Source organism: Pseudogemmobacter sp. TB195, assembly GCF_058313095.1.
The window spans coordinates 82,877-106,735 of sequence record NZ_JBZEGG010000020.1 but is presented as its reverse complement, the minus strand read 5'-3'; the positions used below and the strand labels follow the sequence as shown (position 1 = coordinate 106,735).

The 23,859-nt window shown below is 63.6% G+C and carries 21 protein-coding genes; 9 read left to right on the top strand and 12 right to left on the bottom strand.

Features of this window, described 5'->3' with window-relative positions:
• Window positions 1-265: 265 nt before the first annotated feature.
• The 4 genes from AC4FS3_RS19655 to AC4FS3_RS19640 form a co-directional block, all read right to left on the bottom strand.
• Window positions 266-925 carry a pyridoxamine 5'-phosphate oxidase family protein gene (locus tag AC4FS3_RS19655; RefSeq protein WP_491021948.1) on the bottom strand — a complete coding sequence of 220 codons (660 nt, stop codon included), beginning with the start codon at window positions 923-925 and terminating at the stop codon, window positions 266-268.
• A 171-nt stretch (window positions 926-1,096) separates the two neighbouring features.
• Entirely contained in the window at window positions 1,097-1,384 is a 288-nt protein-coding gene (gene rpmB, locus AC4FS3_RS19650; protein WP_092895652.1) for a 50S ribosomal protein L28, read from the bottom strand.
• Window positions 1,385-1,570: 186 nt separating this feature from the next.
• On the bottom strand, window positions 1,571-2,551 hold the full coding sequence (meaB, locus tag AC4FS3_RS19645; RefSeq protein WP_491021947.1) for a methylmalonyl Co-A mutase-associated GTPase MeaB: 981 nt from the start codon (window positions 2,549-2,551) through the stop codon (window positions 1,571-1,573).
• Between the two features lie 39 nt (window positions 2,552-2,590).
• Entirely contained in the window at window positions 2,591-3,253 is a 663-nt protein-coding gene (locus tag AC4FS3_RS19640) for a helix-turn-helix domain-containing protein (RefSeq protein ID WP_092895648.1), read from the bottom strand.
• A gap of 134 nt (window positions 3,254-3,387) precedes the next feature.
• Between AC4FS3_RS19640 and AC4FS3_RS19635 the strand changes: the two genes are divergently transcribed.
• Complete coding sequence (locus tag AC4FS3_RS19635) at window positions 3,388-4,395, top strand: GlxA family transcriptional regulator (protein WP_491021946.1); 1,008 nt, start codon at window positions 3,388-3,390, stop codon at window positions 4,393-4,395.
• A gap of 175 nt (window positions 4,396-4,570) precedes the next feature.
• Here AC4FS3_RS19635 and AC4FS3_RS19630 read toward each other — a convergent pair whose 3' ends face one another.
• From AC4FS3_RS19630 to AC4FS3_RS19615, 4 genes are read right to left on the bottom strand one after another with little or no spacing between them, the layout of a single operon-like run.
• Window positions 4,571-5,158 carry a sarcosine oxidase subunit gamma gene (locus AC4FS3_RS19630; protein ID WP_491021945.1) on the bottom strand — a complete coding sequence of 196 codons (588 nt, stop codon included), beginning with the start codon at window positions 5,156-5,158 and terminating at the stop codon, window positions 4,571-4,573.
• A complete protein-coding gene (locus tag AC4FS3_RS19625) occupies window positions 5,151-8,102 on the bottom strand; it encodes a sarcosine oxidase subunit alpha family protein (protein WP_491021944.1) in 2,952 nt (983 codons plus the stop codon). The genes AC4FS3_RS19630 and AC4FS3_RS19625 overlap by 8 nt, the downstream gene beginning before the upstream one ends.
• Window positions 8,099-8,386 (bottom strand): sarcosine oxidase subunit delta, encoded by a 288-nt coding sequence (locus AC4FS3_RS19620; RefSeq protein ID WP_198837970.1) that lies wholly within the window; start codon window positions 8,384-8,386, stop codon window positions 8,099-8,101. Before AC4FS3_RS19620 ends, AC4FS3_RS19625 begins: the two co-directional genes overlap by 4 nt.
• 11 nt (window positions 8,387-8,397) lie before the next feature.
• Window positions 8,398-9,651 carry a sarcosine oxidase subunit beta family protein gene (locus tag AC4FS3_RS19615; RefSeq protein ID WP_198838021.1) on the bottom strand — a complete coding sequence of 418 codons (1,254 nt, stop codon included), beginning with the start codon at window positions 9,649-9,651 and terminating at the stop codon, window positions 8,398-8,400.
• Window positions 9,652-9,865: 214 nt separating this feature from the next.
• Between AC4FS3_RS19615 and AC4FS3_RS19610 the strand changes: the two genes are divergently transcribed.
• The 8 genes from AC4FS3_RS19610 to xylB are packed head-to-tail and all read left to right on the top strand — an operon-like array spanning window position 9,866 to window position 19,464.
• Window positions 9,866-10,954, top strand: coding sequence for a LacI family DNA-binding transcriptional regulator (locus AC4FS3_RS19610; protein WP_283177095.1), 1,089 nt, complete (start codon window positions 9,866-9,868; stop codon window positions 10,952-10,954).
• Window positions 10,951-12,267, top strand: a complete 1,317-nt coding sequence (xylA, locus tag AC4FS3_RS19605; protein ID WP_491021943.1) for a xylose isomerase — start codon at window positions 10,951-10,953, stop codon at window positions 12,265-12,267. Before AC4FS3_RS19610 ends, xylA begins: the two co-directional genes overlap by 4 nt.
• A 26-nt stretch (window positions 12,268-12,293) precedes the next feature.
• Complete coding sequence (locus tag AC4FS3_RS19600) at window positions 12,294-13,346, top strand: sugar phosphate isomerase/epimerase family protein (RefSeq protein WP_491021942.1); 1,053 nt, start codon at window positions 12,294-12,296, stop codon at window positions 13,344-13,346.
• Window positions 13,347-13,362: 16 nt separating this feature from the next.
• Window positions 13,363-14,496, top strand: coding sequence for a Gfo/Idh/MocA family protein (locus tag AC4FS3_RS19595; protein WP_491021941.1), 1,134 nt, complete (start codon window positions 13,363-13,365; stop codon window positions 14,494-14,496).
• Window positions 14,493-16,004 carry a sugar ABC transporter ATP-binding protein gene (locus tag AC4FS3_RS19590; RefSeq protein ID WP_491021940.1) on the top strand — a complete coding sequence of 504 codons (1,512 nt, stop codon included), beginning with the start codon at window positions 14,493-14,495 and terminating at the stop codon, window positions 16,002-16,004. Before AC4FS3_RS19595 ends, AC4FS3_RS19590 begins: the two co-directional genes overlap by 4 nt.
• Window positions 16,001-16,987, top strand: coding sequence for an ABC transporter permease (locus AC4FS3_RS19585; RefSeq protein ID WP_092895630.1), 987 nt, complete (start codon window positions 16,001-16,003; stop codon window positions 16,985-16,987). The genes AC4FS3_RS19590 and AC4FS3_RS19585 overlap by 4 nt, the downstream gene beginning before the upstream one ends.
• 35 nt (window positions 16,988-17,022) lie before the next feature.
• The gene (locus tag AC4FS3_RS19580; protein ID WP_198837976.1) at window positions 17,023-17,964 is read left to right on the top strand and encodes an ABC transporter substrate-binding protein; all 942 of its coding nucleotides are present in this window, start codon (window positions 17,023-17,025) and stop codon (window positions 17,962-17,964) included.
• A 54-nt stretch (window positions 17,965-18,018) separates the two neighbouring features.
• Window positions 18,019-19,464 carry a xylulokinase gene (gene xylB / locus AC4FS3_RS19575; RefSeq protein ID WP_491021939.1) on the top strand — a complete coding sequence of 482 codons (1,446 nt, stop codon included), beginning with the start codon at window positions 18,019-18,021 and terminating at the stop codon, window positions 19,462-19,464.
• Window positions 19,465-19,473: 9 nt separating this feature from the next.
• On the opposite strand, the gene AC4FS3_RS19570 is transcribed toward xylB, so the two are convergent.
• The 4 genes from AC4FS3_RS19570 to gcvP form a co-directional block, all read right to left on the bottom strand.
• Entirely contained in the window at window positions 19,474-19,791 is a 318-nt protein-coding gene (locus tag AC4FS3_RS19570) for a DUF3775 domain-containing protein (protein WP_092895624.1), read from the bottom strand.
• A gap of 36 nt (window positions 19,792-19,827) precedes the next feature.
• Window positions 19,828-20,166: an AzlD domain-containing protein gene (locus AC4FS3_RS19565; protein WP_491021938.1), complete on the bottom strand. Its 339-nt coding sequence runs from the start codon at window positions 20,164-20,166 to the stop codon at window positions 19,828-19,830.
• The gene (locus AC4FS3_RS19560; RefSeq protein WP_491021937.1) at window positions 20,163-20,867 is read right to left on the bottom strand and encodes an AzlC family ABC transporter permease; all 705 of its coding nucleotides are present in this window, start codon (window positions 20,865-20,867) and stop codon (window positions 20,163-20,165) included. The genes AC4FS3_RS19565 and AC4FS3_RS19560 overlap by 4 nt, the downstream gene beginning before the upstream one ends.
• A gap of 140 nt (window positions 20,868-21,007) precedes the next feature.
• Complete coding sequence (gene gcvP, locus AC4FS3_RS19555) at window positions 21,008-23,854, bottom strand: aminomethyl-transferring glycine dehydrogenase (RefSeq protein ID WP_491021936.1); 2,847 nt, start codon at window positions 23,852-23,854, stop codon at window positions 21,008-21,010.
• Window positions 23,855-23,859: the final 5 nt, after the last annotated feature.

The window sequence follows — 23,859 nt, the reverse complement described above, 5'->3', positions numbered from 1 at the left end:
CGATTCGCCATAAAGACGCGCGTAACCCGCCGCATCAACATGCGCGCCCGCCGAAAATTCCAATGATGGCGCGCGGCTCACAACCGGACCTGACATGACACATTCCTCCCTTGCTTCGGGCGGTCTGTGCCCCTGGCCGGGATTTCCCCAAGGCCCGGTTCCCGCCCCGATCTGCTGGCCGGGGCCGGATCCAGGACCGCCCCCTCTGAACGCGATAGGGGGACTCGGGAGCGGAAAGGTCAATAAGCGTCGACCGACTTACCGTTCAACCGAAGGTGAAATCGCGCAGATAAGAGGGCGGCTCTGCGGCAAGCCCGGGCGCCAGGTCTGGAGCCGGGCGCGGCGCCCCCGTCACCATCTGCATCGGCAGGACCCCGGCCCAGACCGGCCAGCCGGCATCTTCCGGCGGGTCGGTCGGATCACCGGCGCTGATCTTCGCCGAGGCCTCCGAGATCGGCAGTGACAAGACCGCCGTCGCCTTCAGTTCCTGCACCGTCATCGGGCGCAAAGCGTCCCAGCGGCCGGGGAAAAGCCGTTCCATCATCGCCTTCAGCGCGGCCTCTTTTTCGCCGGGGTCGCGCAGCAGGACCGCCTCGCCAAAGACCATCACCGAGCGATATTGCGTTGAATGTTCCAGCCCTGACCGCGCCAGAACCATCCCATCGACCGCTGTCACCGTGACACAGACCTTCGCGCCCGATGCCGCCTTGATCATCCGGCTGGCCGAAGATCCGTGCCAGTAAATCCGGTCCCCGATCCGCCATTGCAGCGTCGCGGTCACCACCGGCTGGCCGTCAATCAGATGGCCGATATGGGCCAGCGGAATACGGTCCAGCAAGTCGCGGATCACCTCAGGGTCATAGCTGGCCATCCCATGCTGACGGCGGGCACGGGTCAGGGTCGAGGGCGGCTTATGGTCGGACATGCTGGCTCCAGGCTATGGCTGTTCGCGCAATCTTCTCTGACGCCGCCCTGACGTCCACCCCGTTTCAGCCAGCGCATCGCCCGGATCCGACAGAAGAAAACCCCGCCCGGGCATACCGGACGGGGTTTAAATATCACCAGGACCACGCTGCAGCGTGAAGCCCGGCACGCCTCAGGCGGCGGCTTGTGCTTTCTCGATATCGCGCTTGATTTTCAGCGCATCCGAGGAGAGCTCTGCATCCTTGGCACGCGCGAGGAACGCGTCCAGACCACCGCGGTGATCCACGGTCCGCAGAGCGGCTGCCGAGATGCGCAGGGTATAGGTTTTGCCGAGCACGTCGGATGCCAGCGAAACCTCATTCAGGTTCGGCAGGAAACGACGACGGTTCTTGTTATTCGCATGGCTGACCGTGTTGCCGGTCATCGGGCCTTTGCCCGTCAGTTCGCAAACGCGCGACATTGCGGTATCCTTCAGGTCTGTTCAGCTTTCGCTGTATTGGGTCAGCTTGCGCTGTGTTCAAAGGACAAACCCAAGGGAATCCCCCCGCTGTCCGAATTCGATCCTGGGGCAAATACGGGGAATCCGCTCCGGCGTCAAGCGATTCACCGCGGGAAGCCGCCGGGAAACGCAGCTGTCAGGCAGGTTTCATACCGGGCGCCCAAGCGCTGCCATCATCTGCCGCGCGGCGGCCTCGGGCGTGGCTTCTCCGGCCGCGACCTGAGCTCCGAGCCGGGCGAGGATACCCTTTGCCGGTTCGCGCTCCAGCACCGCCAAAAGCCCGTGGCGCACCTCCTCTCCGAACCAATGCGCCGCCTGTTCCGACCGCCTGCGCGCCCAATGGCCCTGGTCCTTGCGCCAGCTGGCAAGCCGGGTCATCTCGTCCCAGGCTTTGTCGAGCCCCGCGCCGCTATAGGCGGAAACCGGCATCGCTTTGGGGAAGCCTTCGGGGTCCTGCGCGCGCTTGCGCAACAGCCGCAGCGCGCCCGCATAATCGGCAACGGTACGGGTCGCGGTCGCCAGCAGGTCGCCATCCGCTTTATTGACCAGAATCATATCGGCCATTTCCATGATGCCGCGCTTGACCCCTTGCAGCTCATCGCCGCCCGCTGGTGCCATGAGAAGCAAAAAAACATCACAGATCTCGGCCACCATGGTCTCGGACTGGCCGACCCCCACCGTCTCGATCAGCACGAGGTCAAACCCCGCCGCCTCACACAGCGCCACGGCCTCACGGGTGCGCCGCGCCACACCGCCCATATGGGCCTGGCTGGGCGAAGGGCGGATATAGGCGTTGGGATGGCGGGAAAGCTGCTCCATCCGGGTCTTGTCGCCCAAAATCGAGCCCCCCGACCGCGCCGAAGACGGATCCACCGCGAGAACCGCGATCTTTTTGCCGGTCTCGGCCAGCTTCATGCCGAAAGCTTCGATAAAGGTGGATTTCCCCACCCCCGGCGTGCCCGAAAGCCCCAGCCGCAACGCCTGACGCCCGGAAGCGCGCAGCGCGGAAATCAGTTCCACCGCCTGTTCACGGTGATCAGGTCGCGCGCTTTCGATCAGCGTAATCCCCCGCGCGAGCGCCCGCCGGTCACAGGCGAGGATCGCCCCGGCCATTGCGCCAATATCCATAGACTTCACCCCTGCACCCCCCTCCCGCATCTGCCAGCCTCAATTCGCCTGCGGATAGGAGATCACCGAAAGATAGCGCGCCGGGAGCGTGTTCAGCTTTTCCGGCCCATGTGGTGCATCGGCGTCAAAGAACAGGCTGTCGCCGGGCTGCATCAGGAAGGTCTGCTCGCCATGGCGGTAGACCACCTCGCCTTCCAGCATATAGAGAAGCTCGATCCCGTCATGCTGGAAGGTCGGGAAGATATCGGATTGCTCGTTGAGCGTGATCAGATAGGGTTCGACGATCACGCCGCTGGCATTCTCGCCGATATGGCCAAGAAGGCTGTATTGATGGCCCGCCCGCGTGCCGGCGCGCTCAGTAATCACCGCTTCGCCCGACTTCACATGCATGACCTGGCGATTTTCCTCATAGCGGCGGAAGAACGAGGTCAGCGGCACGGAAAGCGCATGGGCCAGCACCTGAAGCGTCGTGAGCGAGGGCGAGGTGATGCCGTTTTCGATCTTCGAGACCATGCCGATCGAGAGACCGGTCTGTTTTGAGAGATCGGCGACCGTCATCCCCTTCTGGCGGCGAAAGCTGCGGACGGCGCGTCCGATGGCCACCTCGAGCACTTTCTCGCGTGGTTCAGAGACCCGGTGCGGATCCTGGGAGAGGGAGCGAAGTGGCTTGGCGGGCTCTGCTTTCTTCGGTCTGCTGCTCATCAAATCCCTCTGTTTCCCACAGTTTGCCGTCAGGCCTTGCCGGCCCGGACCTGCCGGTCCACTGACGGAGCTTGTATCATGGCCGTAAAATATGACTATGCTAGCGATAAATGTTTCCTGAGAGAATAAGAAACATGAACCAGGATGAAAGCGGCCTGCATCTGGGCTTTCTGATCTTTCCGGGCTTTCCGATGGCCTGCCTGACCTCGGCCATCGAGCCCCTGCGCGCAGCCAATGAGATCATCGGCAAACGCGCGTTCCGCTGGAGTGTCGTGGGCGAAACCGCGAGCCGCGTGGTCTCGTCTGCCGAGGTCGGTTTCGATCCCGATCTGGCGCTGGCCGATCTTACGGATTGCGACCAGCTTTATATCCTGTCGGGCCCGGCGGGGAGGTTCACCAATGCCCGCAGCTCAAATGCGATGCTGCGCCGGCTCGCGCGCCATGGCACCGGGATCGGCGCCTTCTCGGGCGGTATCTTTCCGCTGGCCCGCTCCGGCCTGCTCGACGGACATAAAACCTCGGTCCACTGGTGTTATGAGGCCGCGTTCAAAACCGAATTTCCCGGCGTGATCGCGTCGGAAAAGGTGATCACCATCGACCGCGGCCGCCTGACCGCCGCAGGCGCCACCGCTGTGTTTGATCTGATGCTGCGGCTGATCGAGGAACAGCTTGGCCCCGAGGCGATGACGGAAGTGGCCTGCTGGTTCCAGCACCCTTTCATGCGCGGCGAGGAAGTCGAACAAAAGACCCCGACGCTCCGCTCGGACCGTACCGAGGATATGCTGCCGCCGCCCGTCGCCCGCGCGATCCGGCTTTTCGCCGAACATATCGAAGACCCGATCCAGATCGCCGAAGTCGCCGAGGCTGTGGACCTGTCCTCACGCCAGCTCGACCGCTCGTTCAAACGGTCAACAGGCCAGAGCCCACTGAAATATTACCGGCTGCTCCGGCTGAAAAAAGCGCGTCAGATGGCGCTTTATTCAAACGACACGATCACGGAAATCGCGCTGGCGGTGGGTTATGCCAGCACCACCCCGCTCGTGCGCCATTACAGTCAGGCCTTCGGCGTCACCCCACAAGAGGATCGCAAACAGGCCAACCAGTTCCGTGTGAAAGAAAACGCGCCACTTCCCGCAATCTGACCCGTTGCGATGGGGGCCACCCGCTTCTGGCAGGCTGCAGAAGCCTCCGGCGGGGATGTTCAGGAGAACGACAACAATATCGGAGAAACCGCGCTGGTTTCTGTCTCTGGATATTCCGGATGGCGAGGGGACAGTGCCCCCTCGCCACAGTTTTAACCTTGTGCTGCGCCGCGCATCAGAGCGCCGATTTCGCCGCAGTCACCAGCGCATGATGCAGCGAGGCAGCCGAGGAGCGCCCGCCATAGACCGTGTAACTTTTCCCTGCGGCACGACAGACCAGGATACAGCCCAGATGTTCGATAACTGTACGGCTGGCACCGCCAGTGGGCAGTTTTCCCAGATCGAGGTTCGAAAGAAGTTCGAAAACCGAAAGAACCCCCTCGCCCTCCAGGTCGAACCCACCCCAGCCATCGGTCTGTTCGGTGATGGAAGCCGTATCTCCGAAGCCCTTTTTCAGGATCGGCGCGATGTCTTCATGCGTGGCGAAAGGCGCCTCGATGAACCATTGCTCCGGCCCGGTCCAGATCGCGGTAAAGACGCCGCCCGTGGCACTGCGCGCCGGTGCGGGCAGATCGAAGCCGAAGAATGCCCTGGCCGCCGCCTGGAACTCTGCCGGTTTCCCCTGCCGCGCCGACAGCGAGGCCAGGGCGGTGTCGGTCCGCTCAGTAATGGTCAGGCCGGGAAAGCTGTCCCTGCGGGGCGCATCACCCCCCAGCTGGGTGATCGGTTTGAGCGGGCTCATTTTCAGAACGGGATCAGCCACGGAGACGTTCTCCTTCCGGGTCGACAAAATGGGCGGAAACGACTTTGACCAGCGTCTCCTCTCCCGCCAGCGGGTTCACGGCGCGCAGCGTATCGCCTTTGCGGGCCGCACCGTCTTTCAGATAGCCAAGGCCAATGGAATGCCCGAGCGAGGGCGAAAACGCGACCGAGGTCATATAGCCCTGGTCATTTTTCGCATCGGCCGGCGCGCCCTGGTTGATGAAATGCATCCCACCAAGCAGGGGTTTCGTCGCATCAACCGGCTGGAAGCCCACAAGATTATAGGCGCCCTCGCGGTTCATCCCCTCACGTTCCGACAAGGTCGAGCCGATCGAGTCCTTCTTCTTGTTGACCATGCCGGCCATGCCGAGGTTCAGCGCCGAGGTGGTGCCGTTCAGCTCATTCCCCGCCGCATGGCCTTTCTCAATCCGCATGACGCCGAGCGCCTCGGTGCCATAGACAAGGGCATTGAACTCGCGCCCGGCCTCCATCATGGCGCGGACAAGGCCGTCGCCGTAACGGGTCGGCACTGCGATTTCATAGGCCAGCTCGCCCGAGAAGGAGATCCGGAACAGCCGCGCCCTGAGGCCGCCACAAACCGTGATCTCGCCGCAGCCCATATAGGGGAAGGCCTCGTTCGAGATGTCGAATTCCGGATCGACGATTTTCTGCAGGAGTTTCCTGGCATTGGGTCCGGCGACCGAGAACTGCGCCCAGGCCTCGGTGGTCGAGATGATCTGCACATCAAGATCAGGCCAGAGGCATTGCCGCGCGAATTCCATATGGCGGTAGACGCCGACCGCATTCGCCGTGGTGGTGGTGGTGACGAAATGGTCTTCCGCCAGACGCGCCGTGGTGCCGTCATCCATCGCCATACCGTCTTCGCGCAGCATAAGGCCGTAGCGGACCTTGCCCACGGGCAGTTTCGCGAAAGGATTGCAATAGATGCGGTTGAGGAACTCCGCCGCATCCGGCCCCTGAACGTCGATCTTGCCCAGCGTCGTCACGTCGCAGATGCCGACCGAGCCACGGGTCGCCAGCACTTCGCGGTCAACCGATTGCCGCCAGGTGGTCTCGCCCGCTTTCGGGAACCACTGGGCGCGCAGCCACATACCGACCTCGACAAAGACCGCGCCCTGTTCCGCAGCCCATTTATGCGAGGGCGTCAGGCGTTTGGGGCGGAAATCCGCACCGGCAGACCGGCCCGCAAAGGCCGCAATCGGCACCGGCGTATAGGGCGGGCGGTAGATGGTGGTACCGGTTTCCGGGATCGACTTGCCGGTCATCTCGGCCATCACGGCAAGGCCCGAGATATTCGAGGTCTTGCCCTGATCCGTCGCCATGCCCATCGTGGTATAGCGCTTCAGATGCTCGACCGAGCGGAAGCCTTCCTGATGCGCCAGCTTGACGTCCTTGACGGTGACATCGTTCTGCTGGTCGAGCCAGGCGCGGCCCTTATGCGGCACATACCACAGCGGCGTGACGCGCACCGGCGCATCCTCGGCCTGGGGCAGATCGGCTGATTTCACCGTCAGACCAAGGCCTTCCAGCGCCTCGGCAGCAGCCTCTGCACCAGAGGCCAGCGCGCCGGCGGTCGAAAGCCGGCCATTCGCCGCGCCTGCAACAACCATACCCACCGGAAGCGTGCCGGGAACAAAGGCGGCAAGGTCTGCATTCCAGACCGGAAGACCGCGCTGATGGCAGGTCAGATGCACATTGGGGTTCCAGCCACCCGAGACGCCAAGCGCCTCTGTGGAAATCTGGCGGGTCTCACCATTCGCAAGTTTCACCCTGATCGAGGACAGGCCAAGGCGGCCATGCGCATCGGTCACCACCGCGCCACGCAGATGTTCGGCCCCCAGGAAGGCGGGGCCATCGGCGCGGCTGTCGATCACGGCGGCAACCTTGACGCCCTTCGCGAGCAGATCCGACGCCGTGCGCAAGCCATCGTCATTATTGGTGAAGACCGCGACCGTCTGGCCCGGCGTCGCCGCCCAGCGATTGGCATAGGCGCGCATCGCACCGGCCAGCATCACGCCGGGGCGGTCGTTGTTTTTGAACGCAATCGGACGCTCGGTCGCACCGGCTGCCAGCACGGCGCGCTGCGAATAGATCCGCCACAGGATCTGGCGCGGCTTGCCTGACGCCGGGGTCGCGATGTGGTCAGAGACCCGCTCCAAAGCGCCATAGATGCCGTGATCAAAGGCGCCGATCACCACCGTCCGCGTCAGGATGCGGACATTGGGCAGGCTCGAAAGTTCAGCAATTGCAGATTTCGCCCAGTCGGCGCCCGAGGCATCGCCAAGCGTAAAGGTCTCAGAGTTCAGCCGCCCGCCCGGGGTGAAATCCTCATCGGCGAGGATCACCCGCGCACCAGACCGCGCCGCCGTCAGCGCCGCCGCCAGACCCGAGGGCCCGGCCCCGATCACCAGCAGATCGCAATGCAGGAAGCCCTTGTCATAGGCATCCGGGTCGTCCTGCATCGAGAGGCTGCCAAGCCCCGCCGCGCGGCGGATCATCGGCTCGTAAAGCTTTTCCCAGAAGGCCTTCGGCCACATGAAGGTCTTGTAATAGAACCCCGCCGCAAAGAAGGACGACAGCCGGTCATTGATCGCGAGGAAGTCGAATTTGAGCGAACCGACATGGTTCTGGCTTTTCGCGCTGAGGCCTTCGAACAGTTCCGCAATGGTCGCGCGGGTGTTCGGCTCCTGCCGCGCGCCCTGACGCAGTTCGACAATCGCGTTCGGCTCTTCCGAACCCGACGAGATCGGGCCGCGCGGGCGGTGATATTTGAACGACCGGCCCATCAGCCGCACGCCATTCGCGAGCAGAGCCGAGGCGAGCGTATCGCCCTCATAGCCTTGATAGGTCGCCCCATCGAAGGTGAAGTTCAGCGGTTTTGAGCGGTTCAGCTGACCACCGGACAGACGGTTCTTCTGGCTCATTTCGACCTTCCCCGGGCGCGGGCCACATCGCGGGCCAGCTCGACTTTGGTGATTTCATGGGTCAGCGTGTTGCGGGTCACCACAAGCCAGGACCGGTCGCCCTGTTCGTGGAACCACAGCTCCTGGTGAAGCCCCGCAGGGTTCGTGCGCTGGTAGAGATAGTCATGAAAGGTATCGACGGCGCCCTCGGCGGCCCAGTCTGGCCGGTCGATCAGGTTCGCATCGCCAAGATAGACGAATTCCTGCGAATCTCGCGGCCCCAGCAGGGGGTGATTGATAATCATCGCTCAGGTCCTCAATGCAGGTTCGGTTGGGCGCCCATGCCCTTTTCGTCGATCATCAGCCCCTTGCGGAACCGGTCGAACCGATAGGCGGTCGCCACAGAATGCGGTTGATCATTGGCGAGCAGATGCGCAAAGCACCAGCCGCTGGCCGGCGTGGCCTTAAAGCCACCATAGCACCAGCCGCCGTTGAAATAGAGCCCGTCGATATCGGTCTTATCGATGATGGGCGAGCCATCCATCGACATATCCATGATACCGCCCCAGATCCGCAGAAGGCGCGCGCGCCCGATCATCGGCATGATCGACATGCCGCCCTCGCAGACGTCTTCCACGACCGGAAGATTGCCACGCTGGGCATAGGTATTATAGCCGTCGATATCGCCGCCAAATACCAGACCGCCCTTGTCGGACTGGCTGACATAGAAATGGCCCGCGCCATAGGTGATCACACCCGGCAGCACCGGCTTCAGCCCTTCCGAGACGAAGGCCTGCAACACATGGCTTTCGATCGGCAGGCGGTGGATGCCGGCCTGCGCCATGACTTTGCCCGATGACCCGGCGACCGCGCAGCCGATCTTGTTTGCGCCGATGAACCCGCGCGTGGTCTCGACCCCCAGCACCTTGCCGTTCTCGATCTTAAACCCGGTGACTTCGCAATTCTGGATAATGTCGACGCCGCGCTGATCGGCGCCGCGCGCATAGCCCCAGGCGACCGCATCATGGCGCACGGTGCCACCACGCGGTTGCAACAGGCCGCCTTTGATCGGGAAACGCGCATTGTCGAAGTTCAGGAAGGGCGCCAGTTTGCGCACGCCTTCCTGGTCCAGCAGCTCGGCATCGACCCCGTTCAGCCGCATCCCGTTGCCGCGACGGCGGAAGGCATCGCGCTGTGCATCGGTATGGCAGAGGTTCAGCACGCCGCGCTGGCTGACCATGGCGTTATAGTTGAAATCCTGCTCGAGATTTTCCCACAGCTTCATGGAAAACTCATAGAACGGCTCATTGCCATCAAGCAGATAGTTCGAGCGGATGATCGTCGTGTTGCGGCCCACATTGCCGCCGCCGATCCAGCCCTTTTCCAGCACGGCGACATTCGCCTTGCCGAAGATCTTCGCCAGGTAATAGGCGGTCGCAAGACCATGGCCACCGCCACCTATGATAATGATATCATAGTGTTTCTTCGGCTCCGGGTCGCGCCATGCGGGCGTCCAGCCTTTATGGCCCGTCAGGGCCTCTTTGATCACTTTGAAGCCTGAATACCGCATCATATCCCCGCGCCGAAACTTCAGCTCAGTGTCAGGATTTTTACGCGCCCCACCCCTCTTGTTTCAGACAGCGACCCTTTCATTTCGGACATGTCACAAAATTCTGTCAGCGGGGTAACGGATCCCGGGACCAGGTCATAATGACAGACGTATATCAGAAAATGATTGACGTATGTCATTTCCTCATCTCTTCTGCGGGCGGGAGGAGAATCAAATGCGCAAGCCGACGCTGCAGGATGTGGCGCGGGCTGCGGGCGTGAGCTACGCGACTGCGGACCGGGTTCTCAATGAGCGCGGCAATGTCGCCGAGAAGTCCACGCGCCGGGTCCTGCACGCCATCGAAACGCTCGGGTATGAGCGCGATCTCCATGCCGCGAATCTGTCGCGCGGGCGCATCTATCATTTCCGTTTCCTGCTGCCGGGCGGCGATCACAGCTTCTTTCGCGCCCTGCGCCAGGCGGTCGACGCTGAGGCCTCTGCCCGCCGCACCGACCGCGTCCGTTTCACCCTGACCGAAGTGCCGACCCTTGATTCCGACGCGCTGGCACGCGCGCTTGAACAACTGCCGCGCGATTGCGATGCCGTGGCGGTGGTGGCAACCGAGACGCCGAGAATAGCCGAGGCCATCGGCGCGCTGTGCGAAGCGCGCATTCCGGTGGTGACGCTGGTGGGCGACGCCGCGCCTGATCTGCGCGCGGCCTATGTCGGCATCGACAACCAGATGGCCGGGCGCACCGCCGGGCGCCTGATCCGGATGGCCCATATTGCGCGACCAGCCTCTTCGCCCGGGCTGATCCTGCCGGTGATCGGTGCGCTCAGTGCGCGCGACCACCGTGACCGGCTGGAAGGCGCGCGCCTTGTGCTTGAAGGCGGGCCGCAGCTTATGGCCCCTGTTGTGGTGGATGACCGCCCCGACCTGATGCGGCTGCGCGTGACGGAGGCGCTGGAACAGGAACCCGGCATCACCGGCATTTATTCCATCGGCGCCGGCAATCGCGGGCTGATCGAAATCCTCGCGCAAAGGCCCGATGCGCGCCCCTTCACCATCATGCATGATCTGACGCCCACAACGCGCGGCGGTCTTGAAGCCGGCCTTGTCGATGCGGTGATCGACCAGAAACCGGCGCAGGAGGTCGCGCTGTCGGTCGATGTGATGAAGGCGCTCTCGGACGGGCGCGAGCTTCCCGACCCGACGCGCGACATCACGCCGACCATCTTTCTGAAAGACAACCTGCCTGCGGCATTGCCCGCGCCCCCGGCTGACCTTCAGCCTGCCCTTATGTCCACAGGAGACCCCCGTTGAGCGGTTATTTCGACTCCATCGCCCCGGTGAAATTCGCCCCCGAAACTGCCCATGACTCCGGGCGGCTCGCCTATCATCACTATAACCCCGATGAAATCGTGCTGGGCAAGCGGTTGGAGGATCACCTTCGTTTCGCCGTCGCCTACTGGCATTCCTTTGCCTGGGAAGGCGGCGACCCCTTTGGCGGCCGCACCTTTGACCGCCCCTGGTTCCCCGCCGATACGATGGCGCTGGCAAAGCAGCGGGCAGATGAGGCGTTCGACCTCTTCCGCATCCTCGGCGTGCCGTATTACTGTTTCCACGACCATGATGTCCGCCCCGAAGGCGCAACTTTGCGCGAAAGCCGCGCCCGGCTTGAAGAAATTGCCGACTATTTCCAGGCGAAGATGGAGGCAGGCGGGCCGAAACTCCTCTGGGGCACCGCCAACCTCTTTACCAATCGCCGGTATATGTCGGGTGCGGCCTCGAACCCCGACCCGGATGTCTTCGCCTATTCCGCGTCCATCGTGCGCGGTGTGATGGAGGTAACGCATCGTCTCGGCGGTGAAAACTACGTGCTCTGGGGCGGGCGCGAGGGCTATGAGACGCTTCTGAACACCGATCTCGGCCAGGAGCTTGACCATATGGGTCGTTTCCTGAACCTCGTTGTCGAGCATAAGCACAAGATCGGCTTCAAAGGCACCATCCTGCTGGAGCCGAAACCGCAGGAGCCGACCAAGCATCAATACGACTATGACGTTGCCACCTGCTACGGTTTTCTCAAGCGCTATGGGCTTGAAAATGAGGTGAAACTGAACATCGAACAGGGTCACGCGATCCTTGCCGGTCATTCGTTCGAACATGAGCTGGCGATGGCGCGGACGCTGGGGCTGCTCGGCTCTATCGACATGAACCGCAATGATTACCAGTCGGGCTGGGATACCGATCAGTTCCCGAACAATGTGCCTGAAATCGCCCTGGCCTATTACGAGGTGCTGAAAGACGGCGGCTTCACCACGGGCGGCACCAATTTCGACGCGAAAGTCCGCCGCCAGTCGCTGGATGCAGAAGACCTGGTCGCGGCCCATGTCGGCGCGATGGATGTCTGCGCGCGTGGCCTGAAAGCGGCGGCGAAAATGCTGGAAGAGGGCCGGCTCGAAGCTGCCCGTACAGCAAGGTACAAAGGCTGGCAGAGCGAGGATGCCCAGGCGATGCTGGGCAAGTCTGCCACCCTCGCTTCGATTGCCGATGCGGCAGAGGCCGCCGGGCTTGACCCGCAGCCGGTTTCGGGGCGGCAGGAAATTCTGGAAAATCTGGTTAACCGCTACGTCTGAGCGCCAGCCCTGGGGGAGGAAAGACCATGAAGACGATCAAAGGGCCGGGACTGTTTCTCGCGCAATTCGCAAGCGATGCGGCGCCGTTCAATTCCTGGGACAGCATCACGAAATGGGCCGCCGATATCGGCTATAAAGGCGTCCAGGTGCCCAGCTGGGACGGGCGGCTGATCGATCTCGACCGCGCCGCCTCCAGCAAGGATTACTGCGACGAATTCAAGGGCGTGGCCGAGGCGAATGGCGTGGTGGTGACCGAGCTTTCGACCCATCTCCAGGGCCAGCTGGTCGCGGTGCATCCGGCCTATGACGAGGGATTTGACGGCTTTGCCGCGCCGCATGTGCGCGGCAATCCAAAGGCACGCCAGGAATGGGCCGTGACCCAGGTGAAAAACGCGCTGACCGCCAGCAAACATATGGGGCTGACGGCCCAGGCGTCATTTTCCGGCGCACTGGCCTGGCCCTATGTCTACCCCTGGCCGCAACGCCCGGCGGGCCTGGTGGAAACCGCGTTCGACGAGCTGGCGCGACGCTGGAAGCCGATCCTCGACCATGCAGACGACTGCGGTGTCGATATCTGCTACGAGATCCATCCCGGCGAAGACCTGCATGACGGCATCACCTATGAGATGTTTCTGGAGCGTACCGGCAACCATCCCCGGGCCTGCATGCTCTACGATCCCTCGCATTACGTGCTGCAATGCCTGGATTATCTGGACAATATCGACATTTATCGCGACCGTATCCGGATGTTCCATGTCAAGGATGCCGAGTTCAACCCGACCGGCCGCCAGGGGGTCTATGGCGGCTTCCAGTCATGGGTGAACCGGGCCGGCCGGTTCCGCAGCCTTGGCGATGGCCAGGTCGATTTCGGCGCGGTGTTTTCCAAGATGGCGGCGAATGATTTCGACGGCTGGGCGGTGGTCGAATGGGAATGTGCGATCAAGCATCCCGAAGACGGCGCGCGCGAAGGGGCCGAGTTTGTGAAACACCACATTATCCGCGTGACCGACAAAGCGTTTGACGATTTCGCGGATGGTGGCACTGATGAAGCCGCGAACCGCCGTATGCTCGGGCTTTGAGGGGGGATCTGGCACCATGACAAAGATCAGACTGGGGATGGTCGGCGGCGGCAAGGATGCCTTTATCGGCGGCGTCCACCGGATCGCGGCCCGCATCGATGGCGAATATGACCTGGTCGCCGGCGCGCTGTCTTCGACGCCGGAACGGGCGCTGGAAAGCGGGCTGGCGCTCGGGCTGGCGGCGGATCGGTCTTATGGCAGTTATGAAGAGATGGCCGAACGCGAGGCCGCGCGCGAGGATGGCATCCGCGCCGTGTCCATCGTGACGCCGAACCATATGCATGCCGGCCCCGCGATGGCCTTTCTGAACCGCGGCATCCATGTGATCTGCGACAAGCCATTGACCGCCACGATGGACCAGGCGCGCGACCTTGAGGCTGCGGTCAAAGCGTCGAAAGCGCTCTTCATCCTGACCCATAATTACACCGGCTATCCGATGATCCGCCAGGCGCGGGACATGGTGGCCTCGGGCGAGCTGGGCAAGATCCGCGTCGTTCAGGTCGAATATGCCCAGGACTGGCTGACCGAAGCCGCAGATGACAGCAACAAACAGGCAGACTGGCGCACCGACCCCGCGCGCTCGGGCGCAGGCGGCGCGATCGGCGATATCGGCACCCATGCCCATAACCTCGCCTGTTTCGTGACCGGGCTGGCGGTCGAAAGCCTCGCCGCCGATCTGCAAAGCTTTGTCCCCGGGCGCCGGGTCGATGACAACGCGAATATCCTTCTCAGGATGCAGGGCGGCGCGCGCGGCGTGCTCTGGTGCAGCCAGGTGGCGCCGGGCTGCGAAAACGGGCTGCGGCTGCGCGTCTTTGGCGAAAAAGGCGGGCTGGAATGGAGCCAGGAGGATCCTAATTACCTCTGGCACACCCCCTTTGGTGAAGCGAAACGCCTCGTGACCCGGCGCGGCGCCGGGGCAAATGCGGCGGCGAATGCCGTCAGCCGCACCCCGGGCGGCCATCCCGAGGGCTATCTCGAAGGGTTCGCCAATCTCTATACCGAGGCCGCCCGCGCCATTCGCGCGGCAGACAGCGGCCAGATCCCGGATACCGGCCTTCTGCCGGGGATTGCGGCGGGGATGGACGGGATGCGCTTTATCGACGCCGCGATCCGCTCGTCCCGGGCCGATGCGGCATGGGTGGCGCTGTGACCACTCCCGTTCTCGCCCTGAACGGCGTCAGCCGCAGTTTCGGCCCGATTGAGGTGCTGCATGGCATCTCGATCGCGCTGGCCCAGGGCCGCGTCCATGCGCTGATCGGCGAGAATGGCGCGGGGAAATCCACCACGATGAAGATCCTCGCGGGCTATCAGCCGCCATCCTCAGGCGAGGTTCTGCTGGACGGTCGCCCGGTCGCCTTCGCCACCATGGGTGAGGCCGAGGCGGCGGGGATCTCGATGATCCATCAGGAGTTCAACCTCGCCGAACAGCTGAGCGTTGAGGAAAATATCTTCCTTGGCCGCGAACTGAAGCGCGGCCTTTTCCTCAACAAAGCCGCGATGCGGGCTGAAGCCCGGACGCTTCTGGACCGGCTGCAATGCCGGGTCGCGACGGATCGCCCGATCTCGAGCCTGTCGAATTCCGACAAGCAGATGGTCGAGATCGCGAAAGCCCTGTCGCGCGAGACCCGCGTCCTGATCATGGACGAGCCGACTGCGGTGCTGACCAAGGCGGAAACCGCGATCCTGATGGACCAGGTCCGGGCGCTCAGGGCCGCCGGCACGGCCATTCTCTTCACCTCGCACAAGCTCGACGAGGTGAAAGAGATCGCCGACGACCTGACCATCATGCGCGATGGCGCGGTGGTCTATTCAGGCCCCGCCGATGCGATGGACGAGCATGGCATGGCCGAAGCAATGGTCGGGCGCGAGATGTCGCAGCTTTACCCCGCCAAAGACGGCACCCCCGGCGAGATCGTGCTGGAAGTCTCTGGCCTGACAGTGCCGGGCTTTGCCGAAGATATCAGCTTCAGCCTGCGCGCGGGCGAGATCCTCGGCATTGCCGGGCTGATCGGTTCGGGGCGGACAGAGACATTCGAGGGCCTTGCGGGGCTGCGCCCTGCCACCGGTTCGGTCAAAGTCAAAGGCCGCCCGGTCACCATCCGCCACAACTGGGAGGCGCTGGAGCTTGGCCTGTGCTACCTGACCGAAGACCGCAAGACGCGCGGACTGCTGTTGCAAAAGGGGATGCGGGAGAACCTTACCCTCCAGGCCCTGCACCGGTTCTCGCATGGGTTGCTGGATCAGCGCGCCGAAGAGGCGGCGCTTGACCAGGCGATCCGCGATTTCGACATCCGTGGCGCACGCGGGATCAATGTCGGCCATCTGTCCGGCGGCAATCAGCAAAAGCTGCTCTTCGCGAAAACCATGCTCTCGGACCCGCAGATCATCGTGATCGACGAGCCGACCCGCGGCATCGACATCGGCACCAAACAGCAGATGTACGACTTCATCCGCCGCCTTGCCCGCGAGGGCCGCGCCATCGTGGTGATCTCTTCGGAAATGCAGGAGGTCATCGGCCTTGCCGACCGCGTTCTGGTGATGCGGCAGGGCCGAATCCAGGGCGAGGTGACCGGCGATACCATCACTGAGGACGCCATCGTGCGCCTCGCCATGGGGGTCGGCCAGGCCGCCCCTCTCGCAAAGGAGTTACAGGAATGAGTGTTGCGGCAGCTCCGGCGCGCCGGGTGCAGATGAGCGTGATCGGCCCGATCCTCGCGCTGGTGATCCTCGTGATCATGGGCGCGATGATGAACCCGAATTTCCTCGGCCTCGACAATATCACCAATGTTCTGGCGCGGTCGGCCTTTATCGGCATCATCGCGGTGGGGATGACCTTCGTGATCACGGCGGGCGGGCTTGACCTCTCGGTCGGCTCGATGGCGGCGTTTATCGCCGGGCTGATGATCCTTGTGATGAACAAGATGCTGCCCTCGATGGGCGTGGGCGTGCCGATTGTCCTTGTGGGGATGCTGGTCGCGCTTGGCGCCGGGATCATCGCGGGGCTGATCAACGGTCTTCTGATCACCCGGCTGGGGATCGAGGCCTTCATCGTCACGCTCGGCTCGATGGGGATCTATCGCAGCCTCGTCACCTGGCTCGCGGATGGCGGCACGCTGAGCCTCGATTTCGGCCTGCGCACCTTCTATCAGCCGGTCTATTACGGCGGCATTTTCGGCGTTACCTGGCCGATCATCGTCTTTGCCGTGGTGGTGATCCTCGGTGAATTGCTGATGCGCTCTACCGCCTTTGGCCGCCATTGCGCCGCCATCGGGTCAAATGATCAGGTGGCGAAATATTCATCCGTGCGCGTCGGCCGCGTGCGGCTTCTGACCTATGTGATGCTTGGCGCCCTCGTCGGGCTGGCCGTCATCATGTATGTGCCGCGCCTTGGCTCGGCCTCGTCCGCCACCGGTCTCCTGTGGGAGCTGGAGGCGATTGCCGCCGTCATCATCGGTGGCACGGCGCTCAAGGGCGGTTTCGGCCGCGTCTGGGGCACGGTTGTGGGGGTGCTGATCCTCGTGCTGATCGGCAATCTGCTGAACCTGACGGATTACGTCTCGCCCTATCTGAACGGAGCAATCCAGGGCGCGATCATCGTTCTCGCTGTCGTTTTGCAGCGCGGAAGCAAAGCGGGCCAGTGATCCCTGGCCCCGAATTACTCAAGGGAGGAGAAACTATGAAACATTTCGTATCGGCATTGGCGCTCGCGGTGGCGCTTGGCGGGCCGGCCCTGGCCCAGGACACCAAAGTGATCGGCGTGTCGATCCCGGCGGCGACCCATGGCTGGGCGGGCGGCATGAACTATTTCGCCAAAACCACGGTAGAGCGGCTGGAAGCCACCTATCCCGAGCTGGATTTCGTGCTGGCAACCGCCTCGGACCCGGCCAAGCAGGTCAATGATATCGAAGACATGCTGGCCACCCGCAAGATCAGCGCGCTCGTCGTGCTGCCTTTTGAATCCGAGCCGCTGACCGGCCCGGTGCAGAATGTCAAAGCCTCGGGCGCCTGGGTGACCGTGGTCGACCGTGGTCTGGCGGTTGACGGCATCGAAGACCTCTATGTCGCGGGCGACAACCCCGGCTTTGGCCGCGTCGCGGGCGAATTCATGAAGTCCCACATGCCCGATGGCGGCAAGGTTGTCGTGCTGCGCGGCATCCCGACCACCATCGACAATGAGCGCCTCGAAGGCTTCCAGGGCGCCATTGAGGGCTCGGGGATCGAAGTTCTCGCCGCCGAACATGGCGACTGGAACCGCGACAAGAGCTTTACCGTGATGCAGGATTTCCTGTCGAAATATCCGGAAATCGACGCGGTCTGGGCTTCGGATGACGATATGGCGCTTGGCGCCCTGGCCGCGATCGAAGCCGCCGGCCGCAAAGACATCAAATTCGTGCTCGGCGGCGCCGGCATGAAAGAGATGATCAAGCGCACCATGGACGGCGATGCGATGATCCCGGCCAATGTGACCTATCCGCCGTCGATGATCGCCACCGCGATCGAAATCACCGCGGTCGGCCTCGTCTCGCCGGCGCCGGTCTCGGGCGATTTCATCATCGGCTCGGTTCTGGTCACGCCGGACAATGCGGCCACCTTCTACTACCCCGACAGCCCGTTCTGAGGCATTACGACCCCGGCCGGTTCGCGCCGGCCGGGGCAATTCCATGAGGTGAATATGTATCTCGGTCTCGATCTCGGCACCTCTGGCATCCGCGCGTTGCTGATGGATGAAGAACAGCGGATCATAGGTTCGGCCAGCGCCGCGACCCCGGTGTCACGCCCCCATCCCGGCTGGTCAGAACAGGATCCCGAAGACTGGACCACAGCCTGCAAAGAGGCCGTGGCGGCCCTGCGCGCCGCCCATCCCGTTGAATTCGCCGCTATCCGCGGCATCGGCCTGTCGGGCCATATGCATGGCGCCACGCTGTTTGACCGCAGCGACCGCGCGCTCCGCCCCTCGATCCTGTGGAATGACACCCGCGCGAGCCTTGAGGCCGCCGCAATGGATGCCGATCCGCGCTTTCGCCAGGTGACCGGCAATATCGTCTTCCCGGGCTTTACCGCCCCGAAACTGGCCTGGGTGGCAAAGCACGAACCCGCCCTCTTCGACCAGACCGCCATGGTCCTTTTGCCGAAAGACGCGCTGCGGCTCTGGCTGACGGGCGAGCATATTTCCGAGATGTCGGATGCCGCCGGCACCAGCTGGCTGGATTGCGCGGCGCGCGACTGGTCGGATGACCTGCTGACGGCGTCCGGCCTTTCCCGCGCACAGATGCCGCGTCTGGTCGAGGGCTCGGCGCCGGGTGGACAACTCCGCGCGGAACTTCTGGCAGACTGGGGCCTCACCGGCCCGGTGATCGTCGCCGGCGGTGCGGGCGACAATGCCGCCTCGGCCATCGGCATGGGCACCATTCGCGAAGGCCAGGCCTTTGTCTCGCTCGGCACTTCAGGTGTGATCTTCGCCGCCAATGACGCCTTCCGCCCGCTGCCCGAAAGTGCAGTTCACGCCTTTTGCCATGCGCTGCCGGACCGCTGGCATCAGATGGGCGTGATCCTGTCCGCCACCGATGCGCTGAACTGGTATGCCGGCATCACCGGCACCGCCGCCGCCGATCTCGCGCGCGAACTCGGCGAAGATCTGGTCGCGCCGGGTTCGGCCAGTTTCCTGCCCTATCTCTCGGGCGAGCGCACACCGCATAATGATGCGAAGATCCGGGGCGCCTTTACCGGCCTCGGCCACGAATCCGACCGCAAGGCGCTGACCCGTGCGGTGATGGAAGGCGTCGCCTTCGCGCTGAAAGACAATCTGAACGCACTGCGCCAGGCTGGCGCCAAGATCGGGCGCGTCACCGCGGTCGGTGGCGGTTCAAACTCGGGCTACTGGCTGAAGGTCATCGCGACCACGCTCGGCATCCCGGTCGATCTGCCGGTCGGCGGCGATTTCGGTGCAGCCTTCGGCGCGGCACGGCTCGGCCTGATGGCTGCCACCGGCGCAAGCCCGGAAAGCATCTGTACCGCCCCCGCCACCAAAGCCAGCATCTTGCCGGACGCGGGCCTCATCGCGGCCTTTGATGAGGCTTACTCGCGCTATCGCGGCCTCTACCCCGCGCTGGCGGGGTAAGGTCCGGCTTTACAGCAGATCCTCTTCCTCACCCGTAACATCGACGCCAAGCGCCTCCAGCCCGGCTTCGAGATTTTCCGGGAGATGCGGCATCCCCATCAGATAATCCGCGGTGGGGGTGGTGGCTTCGGTATAGGCGGTGCGCAACGCCTCGGCATAATCCTCGATCTCGAACGCCCCGCGCCCGACCCAGGCAATGGCGGTCAGATGCGCCTTTTCCTCGTCATTCAGCCCGTCGATAAAGGCGTATAGCTGCGCCTGGCCTGCCGGCCCCTCGCGCGACAGGAAAATCACCTGCACCACTTTGCTGGGAGAGATTTCGATCATGGGACACCTCCTGCCGCCATGATCCCGCTTTCCCCTTCAGGGTGCAAGCGCCGGATGCATCAGCGCAAAAGCGATCCCGTAAGCCAGTGCCCCCGCGAGCGTCGCCACCACGACCGAGCGCTTCGGCAGGAAGGCCAGCACCGTGACCACCACGCCAACCGCCAGTGGCACGAGATCCGTCTGCTGCGGCCAGAGACGCGGCAGGACCGAGGCCACGAACAGCGTCGCAATCGCCGCCGGCCCGGTCGAAGCCAGAAACCCCGCCATCAGCCCGCCCGGCTTTGCCTCGCCCCGCATCAACAGGACCGGCAGCGCCCGGAAGGCCCAGTTCGCCAGCCCCGCAAGCACCGCCATCAACACCAGATCCGGGTTCATCCGCGCCTCCTGACCAGCCCGCCGGCCATTCCGGCCAGCGCGCCGCAGATCATCCCTGCAAGGATCCCGACCGTCGCCGACCAGAACATGGTGCCAAGGCATGTCGCGATCACCGCAACCACAATTGCCGGCATCGCAAGCCGCGACAGGATCGACAGCAAAAGCGCCAGGAACAATGCCGAAAGCATGAAATCAAGGCCCGCACTCACCGCCGGCCAGCCATCCAGCGCGCCACCGCCGGCGAATGCGCCGACCGCCGTTCCCAGCACCCAGGACGCATAGGCCGCGAACCCCAGCCCGAACATATAGGCCTCGGAGAACCGCTGGCCCCGCGCCAGCGCCCCCAGCGCCTGGCCAAAGACCTCATCGGTCAGCCCCCAGGCCCAGACCCAGGCAAAGCGGCGCGAACCCTCCGCTCCCGCCTCTTTCATCAGCGCCGGCCCGTAAAGCACATGGCGCACATTCATCGCGATCAGGGTAAAGGCCGCCACCAGCACCGGCGCGCCACTGGCAAACAATGTCAGCGCCAGGAATTGCGAGGCCCCGGCATAGACCACCAGCGAGAGCATCACCGCCTCGGCCTGGCTCAGCCCGCCTCGGGTGGCCGCGACGCCAAAAGAAAACGCAATCGGGAAATACCCCATCACGATGGGCAAAGCGGCCAGCAGGCCACCGCGAAACGAGGCTGGTTTGTCACTCATGATGCAGCAGCGCTACCCCGCCATAACACCAATGTCAAAACCCCCGCCCGGCCTTTCATCTGTCTGAAAATATCCTCGGGGGGAGGAAGCGGCAAAAGCCGCTTCCCGGGGGGCAGACAGCCCCCCTTGCCCGGGTCACATCACTCCGCCGCGTCGAGATAGCTCTCCAGCGGCGGGCAGGTGCAGACGAGGTTCCGGTCGCCGTAAACGTTGTCGATCCGGCCAACCGGCGGCCAGTATTTATCGACCCGGAACGCCGCCGGCGGAAAACAACCCTGTTCGCGGGTATATTTCCGGTCCCACTCCGCCACCAGGTCCTGCACCGTATGGGGCGCGAACCGCAGCGGGCTTTCCTCGGCAGAAATCTCGCCCGCCTCGACCGCCCGGATCTCCTCGCGGATCGCCAGCAGCGCGGTGATGAACCGGTCGATCTCGGCCTTGGTCTCGGATTCCGTCGGCTCCACCATCAGCGTGCCGGAAACCGGCCAGGACATGGTCGGCGCATGGAAGCCGTTGTCGATCAGCCGCTTGGCGATGTCATCCACCGTCACGCCATGATCGGCAAAGGGGCGTGTGTCGAGGATACATTCATGCGCCACCCGGCCACGATTGCCCATATAGAGCACATCGTAAGCCCCCTTCAGCCGCGCCGCGATATAGTTGGCGTTCAGGATCGCCACCCGCGTCGCCTGGGTCAGCCCCGAGCCACCCATCATCAGGCAATAAGCCCAGGAGATCAGCAAAATGCTCGCCGAGCCATAAGGCGCCGCCGAGACCGGGCCGGCATCGGTTTCCGGACGCCCCTCGGGATCGCCCGGCAGATGCGGCGCGAGATGCGCGCGCACGCCGATCGGCCCCATGCCCGGCCCCCCGCCGCCATGCGGAATGGCAAAGGTCTTGTGCAGGTTCAGGTGGCTGACATCGCCACCGATCTCGCCCGGCTTCACCAGCCCCACCATCGCATTCATATTGGCGCCGTCGATATAGACCTGGCCGCCATGATCATGGGTGATCTTGCAGACCTCGCGCACCGTCTCTTCAAACACGCCATGGGTCGAGGGATAGGTGATCATGCAGGCCGCGAGCCGGTCGCCGGCCTTTGCCGCCTTGTCGCGGAAATCATCCAGATCGACATCACCATTGGGCGAAGACCTGACCACCACAACCTCCATCCCGGCCATCTGCGCCGAAGCCGGGTTGGTGCCATGCGCCGAAATTGGGATCAGGCAGATCCGGCGGTCATGATCGCCCCGCGCCTTGTGATAGGCGAGAATGGTCAACAGCCCGGCATATTCCCCCTGAGCACCGGAATTGGGCTGCATGGAAAACGCATCATAGCCGGTGATCTCGCACAGCTTCGCGGTCAGATCCGCAATCGCCTCGCCATAACCCGCCGCCTGATCGCGCGGCACGAACGGGTGCAGGCTGCCAAATTCCGGCCAGGTGACCGGCATCATCTCGGCGGCGGCATTGAGCTTCATCGTGCAGGACCCGAGCGGGATCATCGCCCGGTCGAGCGCCAGATCGCGATCCGAGAGCCGGCGCATGTAACGCATCATCTCGCTCTCGGCCCGGTTCATCTGAAACACCGGATGGGTGAGATAGGCGCTTTGCCGCAGCATCGTCTCGGGGAAGCCGAGGCCTCCGCGATGCGGCGGTACGCCCTCGATCCCGAAGGCCCGCAACACCCGGCTCAGCACCTCTTCCGAGGTGGTCTCATCGAGGCTGATCCCGATCCGGTCATTGCCGATCCTGCGGAAATTCAGTCCCTCGGCCCGCGCTGCGGCAAGAATGCCGGCCTGCCCCACCCCGACCTCGACCGTGATCGTGTCGAAAAAGGCCTTCGGCGAGACCCTCGCCCCCGCCGCCATCAGCGCGCGTGCCAGCCGCTGGGTCAGGAAATGCACCCGTTCGGCAATCGCCCTGAGCCCGTTCGGCCCGTGAAACACCGCATACATCGAGGCCATCACCGCCAGAAGCGCCTGCGCCGTGCAGACATTCGACGTCGCCTTCTCGCGCCGGATATGCTGCTCGCGCGTCTGCAAAGACAGCCGATACGCCCGCGTGCCGTGGCTGTCGATCGAGACACCCACAATCCGCCCCGGCATATTGCGCTTCAGATCATCGCGACACGCCATGAAAGCCGCATGCGGGCCGCCATATCCCATCGGCACGCCGAAGCGCTGCGATGAGCCGATGGCAATATCCGCCCCCATCGCGCCCGGCTCTTTCAGCATGCACAAGGCCAGCAGATCGGTCGCGACAATGGCCAGTGCCCTATGCGCGTGCAGATGAGCAATCTTCGCCGTGAAATCCGTCACATGCCCATAAGACCCCGGATACTGGAAGATCGCGCCAAACACGCTTGAAGGCTCCAGCAGCCCAACATCGCCCTCAATGATCTCGATCCCCAAAGGCTCGGCCCGGGTGCGGATCACCGCAATCGTCTGCGGGTGGCAGAAACGGTCAACAAAGAAAGCTTTGGCTTTCGACTTCGCCGAACGCTCCGCCATCGCCATGGCTTCCGCCGCCGCCGTCGCCTCATCCAGAAGCGACGCATTGGCAACATCAAGGCCCGTCAGATCACAGACCATGGTCTGGTAATTCAGCAGCGCTTCAAGCCGCCCCTGCGCGATCTCGGGCTGGTAAGGTGTATAGGCGGTGTACCAGGCCGGGTTCTCAAGGATATTGCGCTGAATGGCAGGCGGCGTCACCGTGCCGTAATAGCCCTGCCCGATCAGCGAGGTCATGACGCGGTTCTTCCCCGCCACCTCTTTCATCTTCGCCAGCAGCTCATGCTCGGCCAAAGGTGCCCAGGACAGCGGCTTTTCCTGGCGGATCGACTGCGGCACCGTCTCGGCAATCAGCGCATCCAGCGAGGCCGCGCCCACCGCCTTCAGCATCTCCTCCATCTCGGCCGGCGAAGGGCCGATATGGCGACGATTGGCGAAATCATAGGGGTTATAATCGGTCGGAGTGAAACTCATCTCGC

What these genes read in the sequence shown, in the direction of transcription:
- AC4FS3_RS19655 (WP_491021948.1), bottom strand. Translation starts at nt 925, where the DNA reads ATGTCCGACCATAAGCCGCCCTCGACCCTGACCCGTGCCCGCCGTCAG.
- rpmB (WP_092895652.1), bottom strand. Translation starts at nt 1,384, where the DNA reads ATGTCGCGCGTTTGCGAACTGACGGGCAAAGGCCCGATGACCGGCAAC.
- meaB (WP_491021947.1), bottom strand. Translation starts at nt 2,551, where the DNA reads ATGGATATTGGCGCAATGGCCGGGGCGATCCTCGCCTGTGACCGGCGG.
- AC4FS3_RS19640 (WP_092895648.1), bottom strand. Translation starts at nt 3,253, where the DNA reads ATGAGCAGCAGACCGAAGAAAGCAGAGCCCGCCAAGCCACTTCGCTCC.
- AC4FS3_RS19635 (WP_491021946.1), top strand. Translation starts at nt 3,388, where the DNA reads ATGAACCAGGATGAAAGCGGCCTGCATCTGGGCTTTCTGATCTTTCCG.
- AC4FS3_RS19625 (WP_491021944.1), bottom strand. Translation starts at nt 8,102, where the DNA reads ATGAGCCAGAAGAACCGTCTGTCCGGTGGTCAGCTGAACCGCTCAAAA.
- AC4FS3_RS19620 (WP_198837970.1), bottom strand. Translation starts at nt 8,386, where the DNA reads ATGATTATCAATCACCCCCTGCTGGGGCCGCGAGATTCGCAGGAATTC.
- AC4FS3_RS19615 (WP_198838021.1), bottom strand. Translation starts at nt 9,651, where the DNA reads ATGCGGTATTCAGGCTTCAAAGTGATCAAAGAGGCCCTGACGGGCCAT.
- AC4FS3_RS19610 (WP_283177095.1), top strand. Translation starts at nt 9,866, where the DNA reads ATGCGCAAGCCGACGCTGCAGGATGTGGCGCGGGCTGCGGGCGTGAGC.
- AC4FS3_RS19600 (WP_491021942.1), top strand. Translation starts at nt 12,294, where the DNA reads ATGAAGACGATCAAAGGGCCGGGACTGTTTCTCGCGCAATTCGCAAGC.
- AC4FS3_RS19595 (WP_491021941.1), top strand. Translation starts at nt 13,363, where the DNA reads ATGACAAAGATCAGACTGGGGATGGTCGGCGGCGGCAAGGATGCCTTT.
- AC4FS3_RS19585 (WP_092895630.1), top strand. Translation starts at nt 16,001, where the DNA reads ATGAGTGTTGCGGCAGCTCCGGCGCGCCGGGTGCAGATGAGCGTGATC.
- AC4FS3_RS19580 (WP_198837976.1), top strand. Translation starts at nt 17,023, where the DNA reads ATGAAACATTTCGTATCGGCATTGGCGCTCGCGGTGGCGCTTGGCGGG.
- xylB (WP_491021939.1), top strand. Translation starts at nt 18,019, where the DNA reads ATGTATCTCGGTCTCGATCTCGGCACCTCTGGCATCCGCGCGTTGCTG.
- AC4FS3_RS19570 (WP_092895624.1), bottom strand. Translation starts at nt 19,791, where the DNA reads ATGATCGAAATCTCTCCCAGCAAAGTGGTGCAGGTGATTTTCCTGTCG.
- AC4FS3_RS19565 (WP_491021938.1), bottom strand. Translation starts at nt 20,166, where the DNA reads ATGAACCCGGATCTGGTGTTGATGGCGGTGCTTGCGGGGCTGGCGAAC.
- AC4FS3_RS19560 (WP_491021937.1), bottom strand. Translation starts at nt 20,867, where the DNA reads ATGAGTGACAAACCAGCCTCGTTTCGCGGTGGCCTGCTGGCCGCTTTG.
- gcvP (WP_491021936.1), bottom strand. Translation starts at nt 23,854, where the DNA reads ATGAGTTTCACTCCGACCGATTATAACCCCTATGATTTCGCCAATCGT.